An 18,142-nucleotide genomic window follows, 5' to 3' on the forward strand; every position below is an offset into this window, starting at 1 on the left:
TGTGATAGCTATAGCATTCATTTGCAAAATCCGTATGCTGTGTTCTTGACCTTTAAGGTATTTGTATGCAACTGTTTTAATAAGGATCTTTGGGATCTTAGAAAATGAAAATCCAGCACTTTTGTAAATTTTTGACTATTTTTTTAGATTAAATTGAACTTCAATGGTTTCTATAACTCAAAGTAGTGCTTGCTTTAGGATGGGAGAACATGAACAAGTCAACATATTATCAGCCTGAGTTCGGGAGATGCTTCCCGAAATGAGCGAGCAATTAACAGACCAATTATTGGTTGAAAAGGTACAAAAAGGCGATCAACAAGCTTTCAACTTACTGGTAATTAAATACCAGCACAAAGTTGCAAGTTTAGTATCCCGTTATGTGCCGCAAGCGGATGTGCCTGATGTAGCACAAGAATCATTTATAAAAGCGTATCGTGCTATCGGTTCGTTTCGTGGTGACAGCGCATTTTATACTTGGCTTTATCGTATTGCGGTCAATACGGCTAAAAATTATTTAGTCGCACAAGATAGACGCCCTCCTGCGTCAGATCTTGAAGCGAGTGATGCTGAAAACTTTGAAACCGCTGGTGCTTTAAAAGAAATTTCGAACCCAGAGAACTTAATGTTGTCTGAAGAATTAAAGAAAGTTGTTTTCAAAACCATTGAATCCTTGCCTGAAGACTTACGAATGGCAATCACACTTCGTGAACTTGATGGTTTGAGCTATGAAGAAATCGCTGAAATTATGGATTGCCCAGTAGGTACTGTACGTTCCCGTATTTTTAGGGCAAGGGAAGCGATTGATAATAAAGTACAACCTCTGATTCAACAGCACTAGCGCTATTAAATCAGCAGGTTAATTATAATTGTGATGCAATTAACTGAAGGTAATTGGGCATGCAAAGAGAGAAACTTTCCGCAATGATGGATGGCGAAGCTCTAGATTTAGAGCTTGTAAATGCCATTTCATGTGATTCAACGTTAAAGCAACGTTGGGAGAGCTATCATCTTATTCGTGATACTCTACGTAATGATACTGGCAATGTCATACATTTTGATATTGCAAGTAACGTTGCGGCAGCATTAGAGAATGAAGCTGTGCGTATTAATCCTCAGGTAGTTGTCGAATCGCAGCCTGAACCTGCGACTTGGGGTGCTTTCCCATTCTGGGGTAAAATCCGTCCTTGGGCGAGCCAAATAACTCAAATTGGTGTTGCAGCATGTGTTTCATTAGCCGTTATTGTGGGGGTACAGCAGTACAACCAAAGTAATGCTGTTGATTCCACCGTTGATGAGCCAATGTTTAATACCATTCCTGTTGGAAGTGGTGCGCCTGTAAGCCTGAATATTTCAGATAACCAATTATTTGGTAATGAACAACAACTTCAACAGGTTGAACAACAAAATCAACGTATTAATGCGATGCTGCAACAATATGAAATTGAAAGACGCTCGATGTTGAACCAGCAATATCAACAATCTGAACAACCTGCATCTGCGGCAGGAGTTAAGCTGAAATAATGAAAAAATGGTTATCCGTCATCTGCCTGACGGGCAGCCTGATTATTTCTAATCAAGCTTCGGCATCTGAACAGGGTGCCGATGTCCTTTTTAAAGAAATGGGGAATGCTGCCCAAAACCTTTCTTATGAAATGTCATTTATGACATTCAGCCCGCAAACAATTACACCTGTAAGATATCGCCACGCAATTATTGACGGTATTCCTGTTTCACAAATGATTCAGATGGATTCATCACGCCGAGAGATTGTTCAAAAAGGTGATAGGATTAGTTACTTTGAGCCAGGCTTCGATGCGTTTAGTTTGAATGGTCAAAATATCGTTGATAATTTACCTTCTGTTTTATTTACAAATTATGAACAGATAAAGCCTTACTACAATTTTATTGATGCGGGGCGCACACATATTGGTGATCGACCTGCTTTGGTGATCCGCATAATATCGAAAGACAATTCCCGATTTAATTATGTACTATTAATCGATGAGGAAACGAAACTGCCGCTACGTATTGATTTGTTGGATAATAACAGCCAAACGTTAGAGCAATTTCGGGTTATCTCTACAGTGCTAGATAGTAAAACAGTTAATGATTCATTACTTGCATTGAGTAAGGTGAATATGCCGCCGTTATTGGTATATCCGAAAAATACGGCACCATCCTTCAAATGGCAAGTGGGGATGCTTCCTCCAGGCTTTGAAGAAACATCGCGTTCTGTACGTAAATTAAGTGAAGATGACGTTGTGGAAAGTGCAATGTTCAGCGATGGGTTATTTACCTTCTCAGTGAATGTGACAAAATCGGTGAAAGGCCCGTTGTTAGATCAACCAATGCAAAATGGGCGTCGTTCAATTTATACTATGACACAAAAGCAAAATGTCATTACAGTAATTGGCGAATTACCTTTGCCAACGGCACAAGTTATCGCAGGTAGTGTTCAGTTTCGGGAGTAGGTTATGGTAAAAGAGTGGGCAACTGTCATTCGTTGGCAAAACGGAAGGGCACTACTGCGTTATGGCTCTTCATCAGGATGTGGAAGTTGCGGTGCTCGTAAAACGTGTGGCTCTTATGCACTCAGCAAAATAGGGCCAAACACGGAACATGAATTAGAAATTGCTATTGAACAACCTTTAGTCGTAGGACAAAAAATCGAGGTTGGTATTCCCGAAGGGAGTTTAATTCGTTCGGCTATGCTGGTGTACTTAACTCCAATTTTAGGGTTGTTTATTTTTGCTGGGTTAGCTCAATCGTTTGATTTTAGCCAATTTTTGGTAGCGACTTCTGGTGTATTAGGGGGTGTGGTTGGTTTTTATACTGCACGGAAATTAGCTTCTCATTGGCGTGATGATGACGCATTTCAGCCTGTCGTCTTGCAAATAGGTTTACCACCTTCCGAACTTTCAGTACAGGTTAACTGCTAAATATCAATAGATTGTATTCAATTCATTATTTGATACCATGATAAAAAAGGGGAAAACGTGATGTTTTCCTTTTGTAGTTTATTGGTTTAAATAATCAATTAATTGATTTTTCAGTCTCTTTTGAGATAAAAATCAAAATAGGCTTGTTATTATTCGTAATAAATGAGTATTTAGAGGGTTAAATTAGCGCTAAATTAGTGCTCTAACTCATTAACCTTTAGCAAGTTTACAGTTGTTTTACATTGAATCTTTGTGTTAGCGGGGTCTTATATGTAAAATGCAGCTAATTAACAATCTTGTGATAATCATAGCATTTTAGTTTTGTCGCGATATTTGCACAAAACTGATTTTGTAAGGCAATTTAAAAGAAGATATTACCTTGAAAATCAATAATATAAGAAACTTTTCTATCATTGCTCATATCGACCATGGCAAATCCACGTTATCTGATCGTATTATTCAGATTTGTGGTGGTTTAACGGATCGCGAAATGGCAGCGCAGGTTTTAGATTCAATGGATCTGGAACGTGAGCGTGGAATTACCATCAAAGCACAGAGCGTTACGCTCGATTATAAAGCCTCTGACGGTGAAACTTACCAATTAAACTTTATCGACACACCAGGCCACGTTGACTTCTCTTATGAAGTTTCGCGTTCTCTTGCGGCGTGTGAAGGGGCACTGTTAGTTGTCGATGCAGGGCAAGGTGTTGAAGCTCAAACATTAGCTAACTGCTATACAGCGATTGAAATGGATTTAGAAGTCGTTCCTGTTTTAAACAAGATTGACTTGCCAGCAGCAGACCCAGAGCGAGTTGCTGATGAAATTGAAGACATTGTAGGCCTTGACGCCCACGATGCCGTTCGCTGTTCTGCAAAAACGGGCATTGGTGTTCAGGATGTGATTGAACGCCTTGTTAAGGAGATCCCACCACCAGTTGGTGATGTGGATGCCCCATTACAAGCACTAATTATTGACTCTTGGTTTGATAACTATTTAGGCGTTGTTTCGTTGATCCGTATTAAAAACGGGTCACTGAAAAAAGGCGATAAAATTAAAGTCATGAGTACAGGGCAGGTGTATAACGCTGATCGCCTTGGTATTTTCACACCTAAACAAATCGACCGTGATGTACTTAGTTGTGGCGAAGTAGGCTGGTTAGTCTGCGCAATTAAAGACATCACAGGTGCGCCAGTAGGGGATACCTTAACGGGCGCTCGTAATCCTGCGGAAAAAGCACTACCAGGCTTTAAAAAAGTAAAACCACAGGTTTATGCGGGTTTATTCCCTGTCAGTTCCGATGACTATGAAGGTTTCCGTGATGCGCTAGGTAAACTTAGCTTAAACGATGCCTCTCTATTCTATGAGCCTGAAACATCGACTGCTTTAGGTTTCGGTTTCCGTTGTGGTTTCCTTGGCTTATTGCATATGGAAATCATTCAAGAACGTTTAGAACGTGAATACGATCTTGACCTGATCACTACAGCACCAACGGTTGTATATGAAGTTCAACAAACCAACGGTGAGATTGTTTATGTGGATAGCCCATCAAAGCTGCCAGCATTAAACAATATTGAAGAACTGCGTGAGCCAATTGCAGAGTGCCACATGTTAATGCCTAAAGAATACTTAGGTAACGTGATTACACTTTGTATTGAGAAACGTGGCGTTCAAACCAATATGGTCTATCATGGTAATCAAGTTTCGTTGACATATGACATTCCTATGTCTGAAGTCGTACTGGATTTCTTCGACCGTTTGAAATCAACATCTCGTGGTTATGCATCATTGGATTATGCATTTAAGCGTTTTCAGCCGTCAGACATGGTTAGGGTTGATGTGCTTATCAACAACGAACGTGTTGATGCATTAGCATTGATTACACACCGCGCAAACTCACAATATCGTGGTCGTGAATTAGTCGAGAAAATGAAAGAACTGATCCCACGCCAGCAGTTTGATATTGCTATCCAGGCCGCGATTGGTAACCATATTATTGCTCGTTCTACAGTTAAACAGTTGCGTAAAAACGTACTTGCCAAATGTTATGGCGGTGACGTTAGCCGTAAGAAGAAACTGTTGCAGAAGCAAAAGGATGGTAAGAAACGTATGAAACAAGTGGGTAACGTTGAGCTACCACAAGAAGCGTTCCTTGCTATATTGCATGTTGGTAAAGACAACTAAGTTTACAAGGAGTCTCAATGGCTAACACCTTTGCCTTGATCCTAACACTGGCAACTTTAATCACTGGGATTATATGGTGTTTAGATAAGTTTAAATTTGCGCCTGCGCGTAAAGCAAAACTGAAGCAGTTACAGGATGCAACAAATGGTGCAGTGAGCGAAGCGGATGTGGCGAATGCTGTCCGCCGCCCTTCATGGCTAGAAACAGGGACATCAATTTTCCCTGTGTTAGCTATTGTACTGATTGTACGGTCATTTATTTATGAGCCGTTTCAAATTCCATCAGGGTCAATGATGCCAACGTTATTAGTTGGTGACTTCATGTTGGTTGAGAAATTTGCATACGGTTTAAAAGACCCTATTACACAAACGACACTGATCGAAACAGGTAAACCAAAACGCGGTGATATTGCTGTATTTAAATACCCTCGTGACACAAATGTCGATTTTGTTAAACGTGTAATAGGTTTGCCAGGTGATAAAATTGTTTATAATCCAGATGCCAAGGAACTGACGATTTATCCAAATTGTGCGGATAACAAATGCACAGAAAATTTGCCGATTACTTACGGGCCATTAGCCCCAAGCGAATGGACAATGTTTTTTGATGTAGCCTCTGTTGTTGATAGTCAAAAAGGGAATTATGAAGTTCCATTAGATCAAGAGTTGCCACGTAATGCATTGCGTCAATATGAGCGTAGCGAAAAACTCGATACAGTTGAACATCAAATTCTAATTATTCGCCAAGCCGTCACTGAAGCAAAATACTTGCAACCAGGAATGCCATTAAATGAGTGGATTGTTCCTGAAAAACAATATTTTATGATGGGTGATAATCGGGACAATAGCTCTGACAGCCGTATGTGGGGTTTTGTTCCTGAGCAAAATTTAGTGGGTCGCGCAGTGTTTATTTGGTTAAGCCTCGATAAGCAAGAAAACGAATGGCCAACAGGCATTCGCTTTAGTCGAATTGGTCCACTATAATTTCATTGATTGGATATGCCAACAGTGAAGGTGCGGGTTTTCATTTGAAAATCCGCATTAACCGAAGCATTATTATTTTACCCAGTGTACAATATAATTTAGTTAATATTATTGGCTCCCCAATTATAACTCCTTTCTTTTGTAACTCACTGTAACTAATAATATTTATCTCATTAGTTCTACTGAGCTACAAAAAATGTGGGTAGGTAAGGAGTCAGTGCAAACGCAACAGTTTTGTAAAATACATTATTTTACAGGTCTGTTGCGTGTGCTTTTTTTATCAAATAAAAATGGTTGGGCGCACATGAACCCCTCTTTAGTAGAAAGATTACAACGTAAGCTTGGTTATCAATTCAAACAACATGATTTGTTGATTCAAGCTTTAACTCACAGAAGTGCCAGCAGTAAACATAATGAACGCCTAGAGTTTTTAGGGGATTCAATCTTAAGTTTTGTGATTGCAAATGACCTGTATCACCGTTTTCCTAAAGTGGATGAGGGGGATATGAGCCGGATGCGGGCAACACTTGTTCGTGGAAATACATTGGCAGAAATTGCCCGTGAGTTTGAACTGGGTGAGTGCTTACGCTTAGGTCCAGGTGAGTTAAAAAGCGGTGGATTTCGTCGAGAATCAATTCTTGCAGATACAGTGGAAGCACTGATAGGTGGCATTTTCTTAGACAGCGATATCCAAACGATTGAAAGAATTATTTTAGATTGGTATCAAAGCCGATTAATTGAAATTAGTCCGGGTGATAAACAAAAAGACCCGAAAACACGGTTACAAGAATATCTGCAAGGGCGTCACTTACCATTACCGAACTATTTAGTTGTTCAAGTAAAAGGTGAGGCTCATGATCAGGAGTTTACGATCCACTGCCAAGTAAGTGGCATCGAACAACCCATCCATGGTGTTGGTTCAAGTCGTCGTAAAGCAGAGCAAGCCGCAGCAGAGCAAGCATTGAAAATTTTGGAGCTTGAATGAGTGAATTACAATCCCACTGTGGTTTCGTTGCCATAGTTGGACGGCCGAATGTCGGTAAATCGACATTATTAAATCAATTACTGGGGCAAAAAGTCTCGATCACCTCGAGAAAGCCACAGACGACTCGCCATCGTATTATGGGGATCCACACAGAAGATAATTATCAAATTATCTATGTTGATACCCCAGGGTTACATATTGAAGAAAAACGTGCAATTAACCGCTTAATGAACCGTGCAGCATCAAGTTCTATTGGTGATGTTGAACTGGTCATTTTTGTCGTTGAAGGTACCAACTGGACCGCTGATGATGAAATGGTTCTAACTAAGCTATCAAGCTTACGTTGCCCTGTCATTTTAGCAATCAATAAGATTGATAACGTGACCGATAAGACGGTTTTATTGCCACATATTGGCATGATCAGCCAAAAAATGAATTTTTTAGATGTTGTGCCTATCAGTGCTGAAAAAGGTACTGGCGTGGATACAATCGCTAAAATTGTGAAGCAACATATCCCTGAAGCAACACATCATTTCCCTGAAGACTATATTACAGATCGTTCTCAACGTTTTATGGCGTCAGAAATGATCCGTGAAAAGCTGATGCGCTTTTTGGGCGATGAGTTACCTTATTCTGTTACCGTTGAAATTGAACAATTTAAAGTAACCGAAACAGGTATTTACCATATCAATGGTTTAATTCTTGTTGAACGTGAAGGCCAGAAAAAAATGGTCATTGGTAACAAAGGTAGCAAACTGAAAACTATTGGTACGGAAGCGCGTATCGACATGGAACGCATGTTTGATAACAAAGTTCACCTTGAGCTTTGGGTCAAAGTTAAATCAGGCTGGGCGGATGATGAAAGAGCATTACGCAGTCTGGGTTATGTTGACGATCTAAAATAGTAGGTGGCGGAGTGAGTGGTTGGCAACGCGCATTTGTGCTCCATTCAAGGCCTTACAGTGAAACAAGTTTATTACTTGACTTCTTTACTGAAGGTGAAGGGAAAATTCGCTTACTGGCTAAAGGTGCTCGCCGCAATCGCTCCCCTTTAAGAGGCTGTTTACAGCCTTTCACACCTTTGCTAATCCGTTGGAGTGGCAAAGGTGAAATTAAAACCTTGATTAGTGCAGACCCTGTTTCGTTAGCACTTCCTCTAAGTGGTACTGTTCTTTATAGTGGTCTGTACCTTAATGAACTCACGGCTCGTGTGATTGAGTTTGGGACGCCATATTCCGCGTTATTTTTTGATTACCTTTCTTGTTTGCAAATCCTTGCCGCAAGCGAGCGTACCCCTGAATTTGCATTGCGCCAGTTTGAATTAGCGCTATTATCCTACCTTGGTTATGGCGTGGATTTTTTACATTGCGCAGGCAGTGGGGAGCCTGTTTCTGACACAATGACTTATCGCTACCGTGAGGAAAAAGGCTTTATAGGCAGTTTAATTGTTGACCAACTTAGTTTTACGGGTAAACAATTAAAAGCACTTGCAAGCCGTGATTTCCCTGATGCTGACACCCTAAAGGCTGCAAAGCGTTTCACTCGTATGGCGTTAAAACCTTATTTAGGTGGTAAGCCATTAAAAAGTAGAGAGTTATTTAGGCAATTTGTCGTATCACCTACCCCTGCGAACAAACCAAGCTAATAGTTCATTATTGATTTTATTTATGTATTAATTGCTATGTTTTGTTTTATTCCTCTTTTTATCTCTTTCTAACTTATCTTTTTCAGCTCTGTATTGGTTGTATCTCATTTTATGGTGTTAAACCACTAAGTTTGGGGCCTCATCATAAAGTTTACGAAGCGCTTCGCAAAAATTTTATCCCTCATATGTAATAGCGTTGTTGTTTTGGAATTTGCCTCGAATGATACAAGATTTATTCCCTGAACTTTGAAAATTACAGTAGGATAGTGGCATTGAAGTATCCGTTACCGTTTATTGAAGGGAGTATAAAATGGCAGAGCTTTTATTAGGCGTTAATATTGATCATATTGCGACAGTCAGAAATGCACGAGGGACGCAATACCCTGACCCTGTGCAGGCCGCATTTGTTGCTGAACAAGCAGGTGCAGACGGCATCACAGTACATTTACGTGAAGACCGCCGTCATATTACGGATAGAGATGTTGAGCTACTCAACAAAACAATACAAACGCGTATGAACCTTGAAATGGCAGTAACGGATGAAATGGTTGATATTGCTTGCCGTATTAAACCTGCATTTTGTTGTCTTGTTCCTGAAAAGCGCGAAGAAGTGACCACTGAAGGTGGTTTGGATGTTGCAGGTCAAAAGCAAAAAGTGGCAGATGCAGTGAAGCGCTTAACTGAAGCCGGTATTTTAGTATCTCTATTTATTGATGCTGACCACACACAAATTGATGCTGCTCAGGAATGTGGGGCGCCATTTATTGAGATCCACACTGGAGCATATGCGGATGCAAAAACGGAGCAGGAACAAGAGTTAGAGTTTCGCCGTATCCGTGATGGCGTCACTTACGCGGCAGGTAAAGGTATCAAGGTGAATGCAGGGCATGGTTTGACTTACCATAATGTTCAACGTATTGCACAATTACCTGAAATTTATGAGTTAAACATTGGCCATGCAATTATTGGGCGTGCATTGTTTAGCGGGCTCGCACAAGCGGTTGCTGATATGAAAAAAATCTTATTAGAAGCGCGTAAATAATGGCAATTGTTGGGCTAGGAACAGATATCGTTGAAATAACGCGTATTGAATCTGTTATTGAACGTACAGGCGACAGCTTAGCCAAGCGAATTCTGACTGAGAAAGAGTTCTTGCAATACCAGCAGCAAGCAAAGCCCGCTCGTTTTTTGGCGAAACGATTCGCAGTTAAAGAAGCGGCTGCTAAAGCCTTGGGAACGGGCATCCGTAATGGTCTAGCATTTAATCAGTTTGAAGTGACGAATGATGAACTGGGTAAACCATTGCTGAATTTAAAGGGGGAAGCATTAAAGTTGGCTGAAAGCTTAAACGCAACCCGTTTCCACGTTTCAATAACGGATGAACGGCATTATGCGTCAGCTACCGTGATTATTGAACGCCTTAGTGATTGAATTTGCTTCTGATAGGCTGAATATAAAGCTGCCAGTCATATCTGGCGGCTTTACAAATAAAGTTATCGTGAGTGGGATTAAAGTTAGATTTTATCTGCGTGATGGATAGCGACAAATTTATCCCACAACTGTTCTTCAGTTTCTATGTGGTTAGGGTCAGTAATAATGGTGTTAGTAATAGGGCAAACAGACTGGCAAGTCGGTTTGTCATAGTGGCCAACGCACTCTGTGCATAAGCTTGAGTCAATTTCATAAATTTCGGCGCCCATAAAAATTGCATCATTAGGGCATTCGGGTTCACACATATCGCAATTGATACATTTTTTGGTAATTAACAGTGCCATTTATAATAACTTGCATTCAATTAAGTTAAAAATCAGTAACTTATATCTTGCACCTATTCGTTACTTTCAGTTTGGGTTTTACTTAAGTTATATTTCGTATTGAAAAACAAAAGGTTGTAATATAGAAGCACTGCACTTTACATATAGCATATGTATCAGTGAGTGTATCTAGATTCTGTCGTTATAAAACTATTTTAAACGCCCTGAGCTGTGGAGTCGAATAAATTACACCAGTACTCATTTTTATCCATGATTAATATCATGATAACAAGAGACTACAGATAGAGTGATGTTATAAAGCATTGCACTAATCTAGTTTCTGAGGTTGATAAATCATCAAAAAATTTTTTTGTATAATTATCTATTTTGAAAGAAATTTCATTTTATAAACTCTGTGGTTAACAAAATTCAAGTCGGATCCTTTTGAGGGTAACATAACCTATTGTTTTTAATATTTAAACCAAAATAATGATAGTGTTCACAAATAACGAAATCTATGGTAGTAATAATAAAAAATATAAAGGGATGCAAACATGTTTGAAACTCTCGGGGTTCTTAATTTCTGGACTTATCTTGCTGGATTGGTCTTCATTATTATTGTACCAGGGCCTAATTCGATTTATGTACTCAAAACGAGTACTTCCAGTGGTGCTCGGTATGGCTATCGAGCTGCACTAGGCGTTTTTACAGGTGATGCCATATTGGTTTTTTTATCTTTTATCGGCGTCGCATCTGTGATTAAAGCATCTCCAACCCTTTTTATGATTGTTCGCTATCTTGGTGCGGCTTACCTTTTATATCTCGGTTGTAAAATCTTATACGGTACATTAAAGCGCAAGCCACAGGTTGAGGGAGAAGAGGTTGCGGTGACAGTCAAGTCAGAAAACCATTTTGTTCGCGCTTTAGCGTTAAGTCTTACGAATCCAAAAGCGATTTTATTTTATATTTCGTTTTTTATTCAGTTTGTTGATTTTAACTACGCGAATGCGTGGGTACCATACCTTGTTCTGGCGACAATCTTAGAGTTAGTCAGCTTTTTATATTTAAGCATACTGATTTTTAGTGGCTATTTGATTGCTAAATTTTTACGTGAGAAAAAAATTCTCGCAAAATTGGGTAATTGCACTGTTGGGGCCTTCTTTATGGGCTTTGCAGCAAAACTGGCATTGAGCAATTAGTTTGTCGGGTGAAGAATCTCAAGATTAAGATTTAAAATTGCAGTCACTCTGACATTTGGTAATAATTAGCTTTCGAGTTAAGCGCCCAGAGGTAAGAGTGACACAAATAGAAATTGATGAATATTGGATGAAGCAAGCCCTTGAACTTGCTTTAAAAGCACAAGATGTAGGTGAAATCCCAGTAGGTGCATTATTAGTTAAAGATAATCAGTTAATCGCCTCTGGTTGGAATCGTTCGATTCTCGACCATAACCCGACCGCCCATGCTGAAATTATGGCACTGCAACAAGCAGGGCAAACACTGAGTAATTATCGTCTGCTTGATACCACGTTATACGTTACTTTAGAGCCTTGCATAATGTGTGCAGGCGCGATGATCCATAGCCGTATTAGGCGCGTTGTTTATGGTGCGAAAGATTTTAAAACAGGCGCCTGTGGTTCTTATATCAACATCATGGAGCAAGCAGGGCTAAACCATTATGTGGAAGTCACGGGGGGAATTTTAGCAGAAGAATGCTCCTCGATGCTGAGTGCTTTTTTTAAAATGCGTAGAACACAGAAAAAAGAACAAAAGCGCCAACAGAATTAACGCTTTGTGAATTGATGCAAAAAATCTGATTAAGGTGTTGAATTAGGTGTTTTAAGAGGGGAAATGAACATAGGGCTTTGTTCTGATTCAGTTTCTTTGAGTTCAGGATGCAATGAAATGAGGTATTGGCCGAGTGATGTTTTCGTGTTTTCATTGCTATCTTGAGACAGCTTTGATGAGTTCAATCCCCCTAAATAGGGAATATGATTATTGTCAGGGATTGGTGATTGGTTTTCAACAGTTTTAGCCTCTTTCGTTTTTAAGTTCTCAGGCAAAATTAAATAGGTTAAAGACTGTTGGGCAATATCCAAAGCATGCTGCTTACGCTCTTGTGTTTGAAGGTATCCCACTAAGCTTTGATGGTATCGGCGGATATTTTCTACATAACGATAAGCTTCATGCCCACGTGCATAACCATAAGTGAGCTGTGAGTAATATTTCTTCTGGGTTAACAGTGGAAGCCGTGCTTTAACATCAAGCCACCTGTCTGGGTCACCACCAAGCATCTGAGTTAATTTTCGTACATCCAACATATGCCCATAGCCCATATTATAAGCAGAAAGTGCAAACCAAATACGGTCATCTTCCGCAATAGTTTCTGGTAACCTTTCCATTATATAAGCAATATAGGCTGCGCCACCTTTAATGCTTTCTTCTGCATCTAATCTGTCTGAGATACCCATCGTCGCAGCCGTAGGTTTAGTTAACATCATTAAACCACGTACACCTGTTGGCGAAGTCGCAAGGGGGTCCCAATGAGACTCTTGCCACGCAATTGCGGCGAGGAGTTTCCAATCAATCACTTCAGCGTATTTTTCAAATAATGGTTGATATTCAGGTAGTTTATTATCGATTGCTTTAATAAATGCCATCGTATCGAAATAATCGAACGATTCCACATGGCTAAAATATTTCTCATTCAAGCGAGCCAAAAGCTCCGTTTCGTTGCCTTGGTTGAAAAAATCAAGTAGGGCAGCATCTAAACTATTTTCTTCACCACGTCGCATATACCAGGTGACAGCATGATCATCGAGTAAATCAAAGGCGACGGCTATCTGTGGGTGAATGCGCTGTTGTAATGCAACGGCGATAGAGTCTTCTAGGGTATAGTCGATTTCACCATCAGCAAGCATTTCAAGGATCTGATTTGTATTGTATTTAGAGGTCTCTTCCCATTTTAAGTTTGGGTATTCTTTGGCAAGCTCTTTTAAGGTGCTTGCATGGGCTGTGCCAGAAGTGACAAGCAGTTTACCATTGATATCATTAAACGATTTAGGACGTGTTGAACCTTTACGATAGACCAATTGCTGAGTCACCGTCAGGTAGCTTGGGCCAGTTTTGGTCTTAGTTAATCGGTCTTTATTGTAGAGTAGCCCAGCAACAGCGATATCAGCATCACCATTTTCGAGGTCGACAAAAATCTGCTCGAATGTCGGGCGGATAGTAATTTTAAGTTTGACTCCTAGGTACGAAGCAAAGCCTTGAGCAAGCTCGTAGTCAAAACCACGAAGCTGTTTTTGCTCATCTATATAGATAAGTGGCGAGCTGACGGCACTAATACGTAATTCACCTTGTGACAGTATTTTATTAATTTGTGAATCTTGCGTATTGGGCCAGCGGATATTAAAGCCGATGACCATTGAAGCCAGTAGCGCGATAACCACGATGATTAAGTAGTTAACTTTTAAGTTATTCAAATAATAATTTCTCGTGCAGTCACTGGTGTTGTGTGGTGTCTAAAAAAGAGTATGGCTAAGTAATGGTTATAATTCCAGTGGTTGGGTATTTTGCTCAACAATTATGATCGGTGCAACCTATATTATCGTATTTAGCACATAATAATATTTAACTAATCGCTTTATTTTTAATCACGCAAACGGTTTCGTATTGATGAACATTGCTCTATAATGGGCTCCAGTTTCCCTGCTTTCATGTTCAGGGCTGGCGTTTAAAAGAGAGAAATTAAGACTATGGAAATTTTGCGTGGTTCACCTGCTCTATCAGCATTTCGTATTACCCGCCTTTTGGCGTTGTTTGCAGAAAAACAACTACCTGTAACAGATATCTATGCTGAATATATGCACTTTGCTGATTTATCAGCGCCGTTAAGTGATAGTGAGCAAGGCAAACTGAGCAGTTTGTTAAAATATGGTCCTTCCCTAACTGAGCACGACCCATTTGGTAAATTGATTTTAGTTACTCCACGCCCAGGTACAATTTCTCCTTGGTCATCTAAAGCAACGGATATTGCTCACAACTGTGGTCTTACCCAAGTTAAACGCATTGAACGCGGTATTGCCTACTACGTTCAGGGAAATGCATTAACGCAAGCACAGTGGCATGAAGTGATTGCACTGTTACATGACCGTATGATGGAAACAATTTTTTCTTCTTTTGAACAAGCAGGTGCCTTGTTTGCACACCAACAACCTGCACCGATGAAAACCATCGATATTATCAAAGGTGGACGCCAAGCACTGGCAACAGCAAATACAGAAATGGGGTTAGCGTTGGCGGATGACGAAATTGATTATCTGCAAGCGGCCTTCACGGGGTTAAAACGTAACCCAACAGACGTTGAGTTGTATATGTTTGCACAAGCGAACTCAGAACATTGCCGCCATAAGATTTTTAATGCGGATTGGGTCATTGATGGCCAAGAACAGCCTAAATCGCTGTTTAAGATGATCAAAAACACGTTCGAAAAAACACCTGATCACGTGCTATCTGCTTATAAAGACAATGCTGCGGTAATGGAAGGCTCTGTCGTTGGGCGTTTCTTCCCAGAGCCAGAAGGTCGCACATATCGTTATCACCAAGAAGACACCCACATTTTAATGAAAGTGGAAACCCATAACCACCCAACGGCTATTTCACCATGGCCTGGTGCAGCAACGGGTTCTGGTGGGGAAATTCGTGATGAAGGTGCGACAGGGCGCGGGGCAAAGCCCAAAGCGGGCTTAGTGGGCTTTTCAGTGTCTAATTTACGTATCCCTGGGTTTGAACAGCCTTGGGAAGAGGATTTTGGTAAGCCAGAACGCATTGTGAACGCACTGGATATCATGATGGAAGGCCCGCTTGGAGGGGCTGCGTTCAATAACGAATTTGGTCGTCCTGCATTATTAGGCTACTTCCGCACATATGAAGAGAAAGTGAACAGCCACAATGGAGAAGAATTGCGTGGCTACCACAAGCCAATTATGTTAGCGGGTGGTATTGGTAATATTCGTGCAGATCACGTACAAAAAGGTGAGATCACCGTGGGGGCGAAATTGATCGTACTCGGTGGCCCATCAATGAATATCGGCTTAGGTGGTGGTGCGGCGTCATCGATGGCATCAGGCCAGTCAGATGCAGACTTAGATTTTGCGTCAGTTCAGCGGGATAACGCCGAAATGGAGCGACGTTGCCAAGAAGTGATCGACAGATGTTGGCAGCTTGGTGATGATAACCCAATTTTATTTATTCACGATGTGGGTGCTGGGGGGTTATCCAATGCGATGCCCGAACTCGTCAGTGATGGCGGTCGTGGTGGCCGTTTTGAATTACGTAAGATTTTGAACGACGAACCTGGTATGAGCCCATTAGAGGTGTGGTGTAACGAATCTCAAGAACGTTATGTGATGGCAGTGGCCCCTGAGAATCTGGCTGAGTTTACAGCGATTTGTGAGCGTGAACGTGCGCCATTTGCGGTGATTGGTGAAGCGACAGAAGAACGCCATTTAACCTTAAATGATGCGCATTTTGATAATCAACCGATTGATATGCCATTGGATGTATTACTGGGTAAAACACCCAAAATGCTACGTGATGTGAAAACCCTCAAAGCAGAGCCTGATGCATTAGACAGAACAGCGATTAATTTAAATGAAGCCGTCAAACGTGTTTTACACTTACCAGCGGTTGCAGAAAAAACCTTCTTGATCACGATAGGTGACCGTACGGTAACGGGAATGGTTGCTCGTGATCAAATGGTAGGGCCTTGGCAAATCCCAGTAGCTGATTGTGCGGTCACTACGGCGAGCTTAGACAGTTACTACGGTGAGTCCATGTCAATTGGTGAAAGAACGCCAGTGGCATTAGTGGATTTTGCCGCATCGGCTCGCATGGCGGTAGGGGAAGCACTCACTAACCTTGCTTGTTCTTATGTGCAAGACCTTAAACGTGTGAAATTATCTGCAAACTGGATGGCAGCAGCAGGTCATCCAGGGGAAGATGCTGGGCTATATGAAGCAGTAAAAGCTGTCGGTGAAGAACTTTGTCCTGCATTGGGCTTAACTATCCCAGTGGGCAAAGACTCCATGTCGATGAAAACGCGTTGGCAGCAAAATGGTGAAGATCGTGAAATGACATCACCACTGTCATTGGTGATCACGGCGTTTGGTCGCGTTGAAGATGTACGTTTAACAGTAACGCCTGAATTAAAAACAGTAGAAGATAACGCGCTGTTATTGATTGACTTGGGTGAAGGTCAAAACGCGTTAGGCGGTTCAGCGCTTGCACAGGTTTATCGTCAACTAGGAAATAAAGCACCAGATGTACATAGCCCTGAGCGTTTACTCGGTTTCTTCAATACCATTCAAAAATTGTTATCAGAGCAAAAATTGCTGGCTTACCACGACCGGTCAGACGGTGGTCTATTCGTCACCTTAGCAGAAATGGCATTTGCAGGCCATTGTGGAATTAATGTCGACATCAGCTCATTTGATGAAGACACCTTAGCTGCATTGTTCAACGAAGAATTAGGTGCTGTGATCCAAATCAGTGGTGCAGATAGAGCTTATGTTGAGGCCTGCTTTGCAGAGGCGGGTTTAGCGAATTGTGTGCATTATTTAGGCTCTGCAATTCATGACGATGTTGTGATTATTAACAGCCGTGATACGGTCGTTTACCGTGAATCACGCAGCTTGCTGCGCCAATGGTGGGCAGAAACTACATGGCAGATGCAACGCCTGCGTGATAACGAAGTGTGTGCAGACGAAGAACACGCAATAAAGCAAGATAACCAAGACCCAGGCTTAAATGCTCATTTAACTTACGATATTGACGATGATATTGCTGCGCCGTTTATCTTATCTGGGGTGCGTCCTAAAGTTGCCGTGCTGCGTGAGCAAGGGGTTAATTCCCATGTTGAGATGGCCGCTGCTTTTGACCGAGCAGGCTTTGATGCGGTTGATGTACATATGAGTGATTTGTTAGCGGGGAATTTATCCCTTGAACAATTCCAAACTCTGGTAGCGTGTGGTGGATTCTCCTACGGTGATGTACTGGGCGCGGGTGAAGGTTGGGCAAAATCGATTTTGTTTAATAACCAAGTGCGTGATGAGTTTGCTGCGTTCTTTAATCGTCCTGACACCTTATCTCTGGGTGTATGTAATGGTTGTCAAATGATGTCCAACTTACATGAGTTGATCCCAGGAGCTGAGTTTTGGCCTCGTTTTGTTCGTAACCGTTCAGAGCGCTTTGAAGCCCGCTTTAGCTTAGTGGAAATCGCCAACAGCCCATCGTTATTACTGCAAGATATGGTAGGTTCTCGTATGGCGATTGCGGTATCTCATGGTGAGGGGCAAGTGGAAGTTCGCGCGGCAGCGCACTTGCAGCAATTAGAAGATAACGGCTTAGTGGCGATGCGTTTTGTGAACAACTATGGGCAAGTGACGGAGCAATACCCTGCGAACCCGAACGGTTCGATTCATGGTATTACGTCAGTGACATCGAAAGATGGTCGCGCGACTATCATGATGCCGCACCCTGAGCGTGTATTCCGTACAGTGAGCAATTCTTGGCACCCAGAAACATGGGGAGAGGACAGCCCATGGATGCGTATTTTCCGTAATGCGCGTAAACAGCTAGGCTAAAAAACTCA

General features: G+C 41.4%; 16 protein-coding genes. 14 read left to right on the forward strand and 2 right to left on the reverse strand.

Annotation, left to right across the window (positions count from 1 at the left end):
* Positions 1-259 precede the first annotated feature (259 nt).
* The 11 genes from rpoE to acpS all read left to right on the forward strand — a co-directional run bounded on the left by rpoE (position 260) and on the right by acpS (position 10,165).
* On the forward strand, positions 260-838 hold the full coding sequence (gene rpoE, locus ACE2AL_RS07445; protein WP_206082517.1) for an RNA polymerase sigma factor RpoE: 579 nt from the start codon (positions 260-262) through the stop codon (positions 836-838).
* 59 nt (positions 839-897) lie between these two features.
* A complete protein-coding gene (gene rseA, locus ACE2AL_RS07450; RefSeq protein ID WP_206082516.1) occupies positions 898-1,521 on the forward strand; it encodes an anti-sigma-E factor RseA in 624 nt (207 codons plus the stop codon).
* Positions 1,521-2,471, forward strand: a complete 951-nt coding sequence (rseB, locus tag ACE2AL_RS07455) for a sigma-E factor regulatory protein RseB (protein WP_206082515.1) — start codon at positions 1,521-1,523, stop codon at positions 2,469-2,471. The genes rseA and rseB overlap by 1 nt, the downstream gene beginning before the upstream one ends.
* A gap of 3 nt (positions 2,472-2,474) precedes the next feature.
* Positions 2,475-2,939, forward strand: a complete 465-nt coding sequence (rseC, locus tag ACE2AL_RS07460; RefSeq protein ID WP_206082514.1) for a SoxR-reducing system protein RseC — start codon at positions 2,475-2,477, stop codon at positions 2,937-2,939.
* A 385-nt stretch (positions 2,940-3,324) separates the two neighbouring features.
* A complete protein-coding gene (gene lepA, locus ACE2AL_RS07465; protein WP_206083009.1) occupies positions 3,325-5,121 on the forward strand; it encodes a translation elongation factor 4 in 1,797 nt (598 codons plus the stop codon).
* Between the two features lie 17 nt (positions 5,122-5,138).
* Positions 5,139-6,104: a signal peptidase I gene (lepB, locus tag ACE2AL_RS07470; RefSeq protein ID WP_206082512.1), complete on the forward strand. Its 966-nt coding sequence runs from the start codon at positions 5,139-5,141 to the stop codon at positions 6,102-6,104.
* A 304-nt stretch (positions 6,105-6,408) separates the two neighbouring features.
* Positions 6,409-7,089, forward strand: coding sequence for a ribonuclease III (gene rnc / locus ACE2AL_RS07475; RefSeq protein ID WP_206082511.1), 681 nt, complete (start codon positions 6,409-6,411; stop codon positions 7,087-7,089).
* Positions 7,086-7,994: a GTPase Era gene (gene era / locus ACE2AL_RS07480; RefSeq protein WP_206082510.1), complete on the forward strand. Its 909-nt coding sequence runs from the start codon at positions 7,086-7,088 to the stop codon at positions 7,992-7,994. Before rnc ends, era begins: the two co-directional genes overlap by 4 nt.
* Before the next feature lie 11 nt (positions 7,995-8,005).
* On the forward strand, positions 8,006-8,734 hold the full coding sequence (gene recO / locus ACE2AL_RS07485; protein ID WP_272573535.1) for a DNA repair protein RecO: 729 nt from the start codon (positions 8,006-8,008) through the stop codon (positions 8,732-8,734).
* Positions 8,735-9,044: 310 nt separating this feature from the next.
* Positions 9,045-9,776, forward strand: a complete 732-nt coding sequence (gene pdxJ, locus ACE2AL_RS07490; protein WP_206082508.1) for a pyridoxine 5'-phosphate synthase — start codon at positions 9,045-9,047, stop codon at positions 9,774-9,776.
* Positions 9,776-10,165 (forward strand): holo-ACP synthase, encoded by a 390-nt coding sequence (acpS, locus tag ACE2AL_RS07495; protein ID WP_206082507.1) that lies wholly within the window; start codon positions 9,776-9,778, stop codon positions 10,163-10,165. The genes pdxJ and acpS overlap by 1 nt, the downstream gene beginning before the upstream one ends.
* 83 nt (positions 10,166-10,248) lie before the next feature.
* Here the strand turns inward: acpS and ACE2AL_RS07500 are convergent, their stop codons facing one another.
* Entirely contained in the window at positions 10,249-10,509 is a 261-nt protein-coding gene (locus ACE2AL_RS07500; protein ID WP_206082506.1) for a YfhL family 4Fe-4S dicluster ferredoxin, read from the reverse strand.
* Between the two features lie 533 nt (positions 10,510-11,042).
* Here ACE2AL_RS07500 and leuE point away from each other — a divergent pair.
* Both leuE and tadA read left to right on the forward strand, forming a co-directional pair.
* Positions 11,043-11,687: a leucine efflux protein LeuE gene (gene leuE, locus ACE2AL_RS07505; protein ID WP_206082505.1), complete on the forward strand. Its 645-nt coding sequence runs from the start codon at positions 11,043-11,045 to the stop codon at positions 11,685-11,687.
* A 97-nt stretch (positions 11,688-11,784) separates the two neighbouring features.
* Entirely contained in the window at positions 11,785-12,276 is a 492-nt protein-coding gene (gene tadA / locus ACE2AL_RS07510) for a tRNA adenosine(34) deaminase TadA (RefSeq protein ID WP_206082504.1), read from the forward strand.
* A gap of 29 nt (positions 12,277-12,305) precedes the next feature.
* Here tadA and mltF read toward each other — a convergent pair whose 3' ends face one another.
* A complete protein-coding gene (gene mltF / locus ACE2AL_RS07515) occupies positions 12,306-13,973 on the reverse strand; it encodes a membrane-bound lytic murein transglycosylase MltF (RefSeq protein WP_375084211.1) in 1,668 nt (555 codons plus the stop codon).
* A gap of 273 nt (positions 13,974-14,246) precedes the next feature.
* Between mltF and purL the strand changes: the two genes are divergently transcribed.
* Positions 14,247-18,134 (forward strand): phosphoribosylformylglycinamidine synthase, encoded by a 3,888-nt coding sequence (gene purL / locus ACE2AL_RS07520; RefSeq protein ID WP_206082502.1) that lies wholly within the window; start codon positions 14,247-14,249, stop codon positions 18,132-18,134.
* Positions 18,135-18,142: the final 8 nt, after the last annotated feature.

It is taken from the genome of Providencia xihuensis (assembly GCF_041953405.1).
GTDB classification, from domain to species: domain Bacteria; phylum Pseudomonadota; class Gammaproteobacteria; order Enterobacterales; family Enterobacteriaceae; genus Providencia; species Providencia vermicola.

Bases quoted from the DNA above. Each gene is read 5' to 3' on its own strand.
- leuE (WP_206082505.1), top strand. From the start codon at position 11,043: ATGTTTGAAACTCTCGGGGTTCTTAATTTCTGGACTTATCTTGCTGGA.
- rseC (WP_206082514.1), top strand. From the start codon at position 2,475: ATGGTAAAAGAGTGGGCAACTGTCATTCGTTGGCAAAACGGAAGGGCA.
- purL (WP_206082502.1), top strand. From the start codon at position 14,247: ATGGAAATTTTGCGTGGTTCACCTGCTCTATCAGCATTTCGTATTACC.
- era (WP_206082510.1), top strand. From the start codon at position 7,086: ATGAGTGAATTACAATCCCACTGTGGTTTCGTTGCCATAGTTGGACGG.
- rseB (WP_206082515.1), top strand. From the start codon at position 1,521: ATGAAAAAATGGTTATCCGTCATCTGCCTGACGGGCAGCCTGATTATT.
- lepB (WP_206082512.1), top strand. From the start codon at position 5,139: ATGGCTAACACCTTTGCCTTGATCCTAACACTGGCAACTTTAATCACT.
- ACE2AL_RS07500 (WP_206082506.1), bottom strand. From the start codon at position 10,509: ATGGCACTGTTAATTACCAAAAAATGTATCAATTGCGATATGTGTGAA.
- rpoE (WP_206082517.1), top strand. From the start codon at position 260: ATGAGCGAGCAATTAACAGACCAATTATTGGTTGAAAAGGTACAAAAA.
- rnc (WP_206082511.1), top strand. From the start codon at position 6,409: ATGAACCCCTCTTTAGTAGAAAGATTACAACGTAAGCTTGGTTATCAA.
- acpS (WP_206082507.1), top strand. From the start codon at position 9,776: ATGGCAATTGTTGGGCTAGGAACAGATATCGTTGAAATAACGCGTATT.
- rseA (WP_206082516.1), top strand. From the start codon at position 898: ATGCAAAGAGAGAAACTTTCCGCAATGATGGATGGCGAAGCTCTAGAT.
- pdxJ (WP_206082508.1), top strand. From the start codon at position 9,045: ATGGCAGAGCTTTTATTAGGCGTTAATATTGATCATATTGCGACAGTC.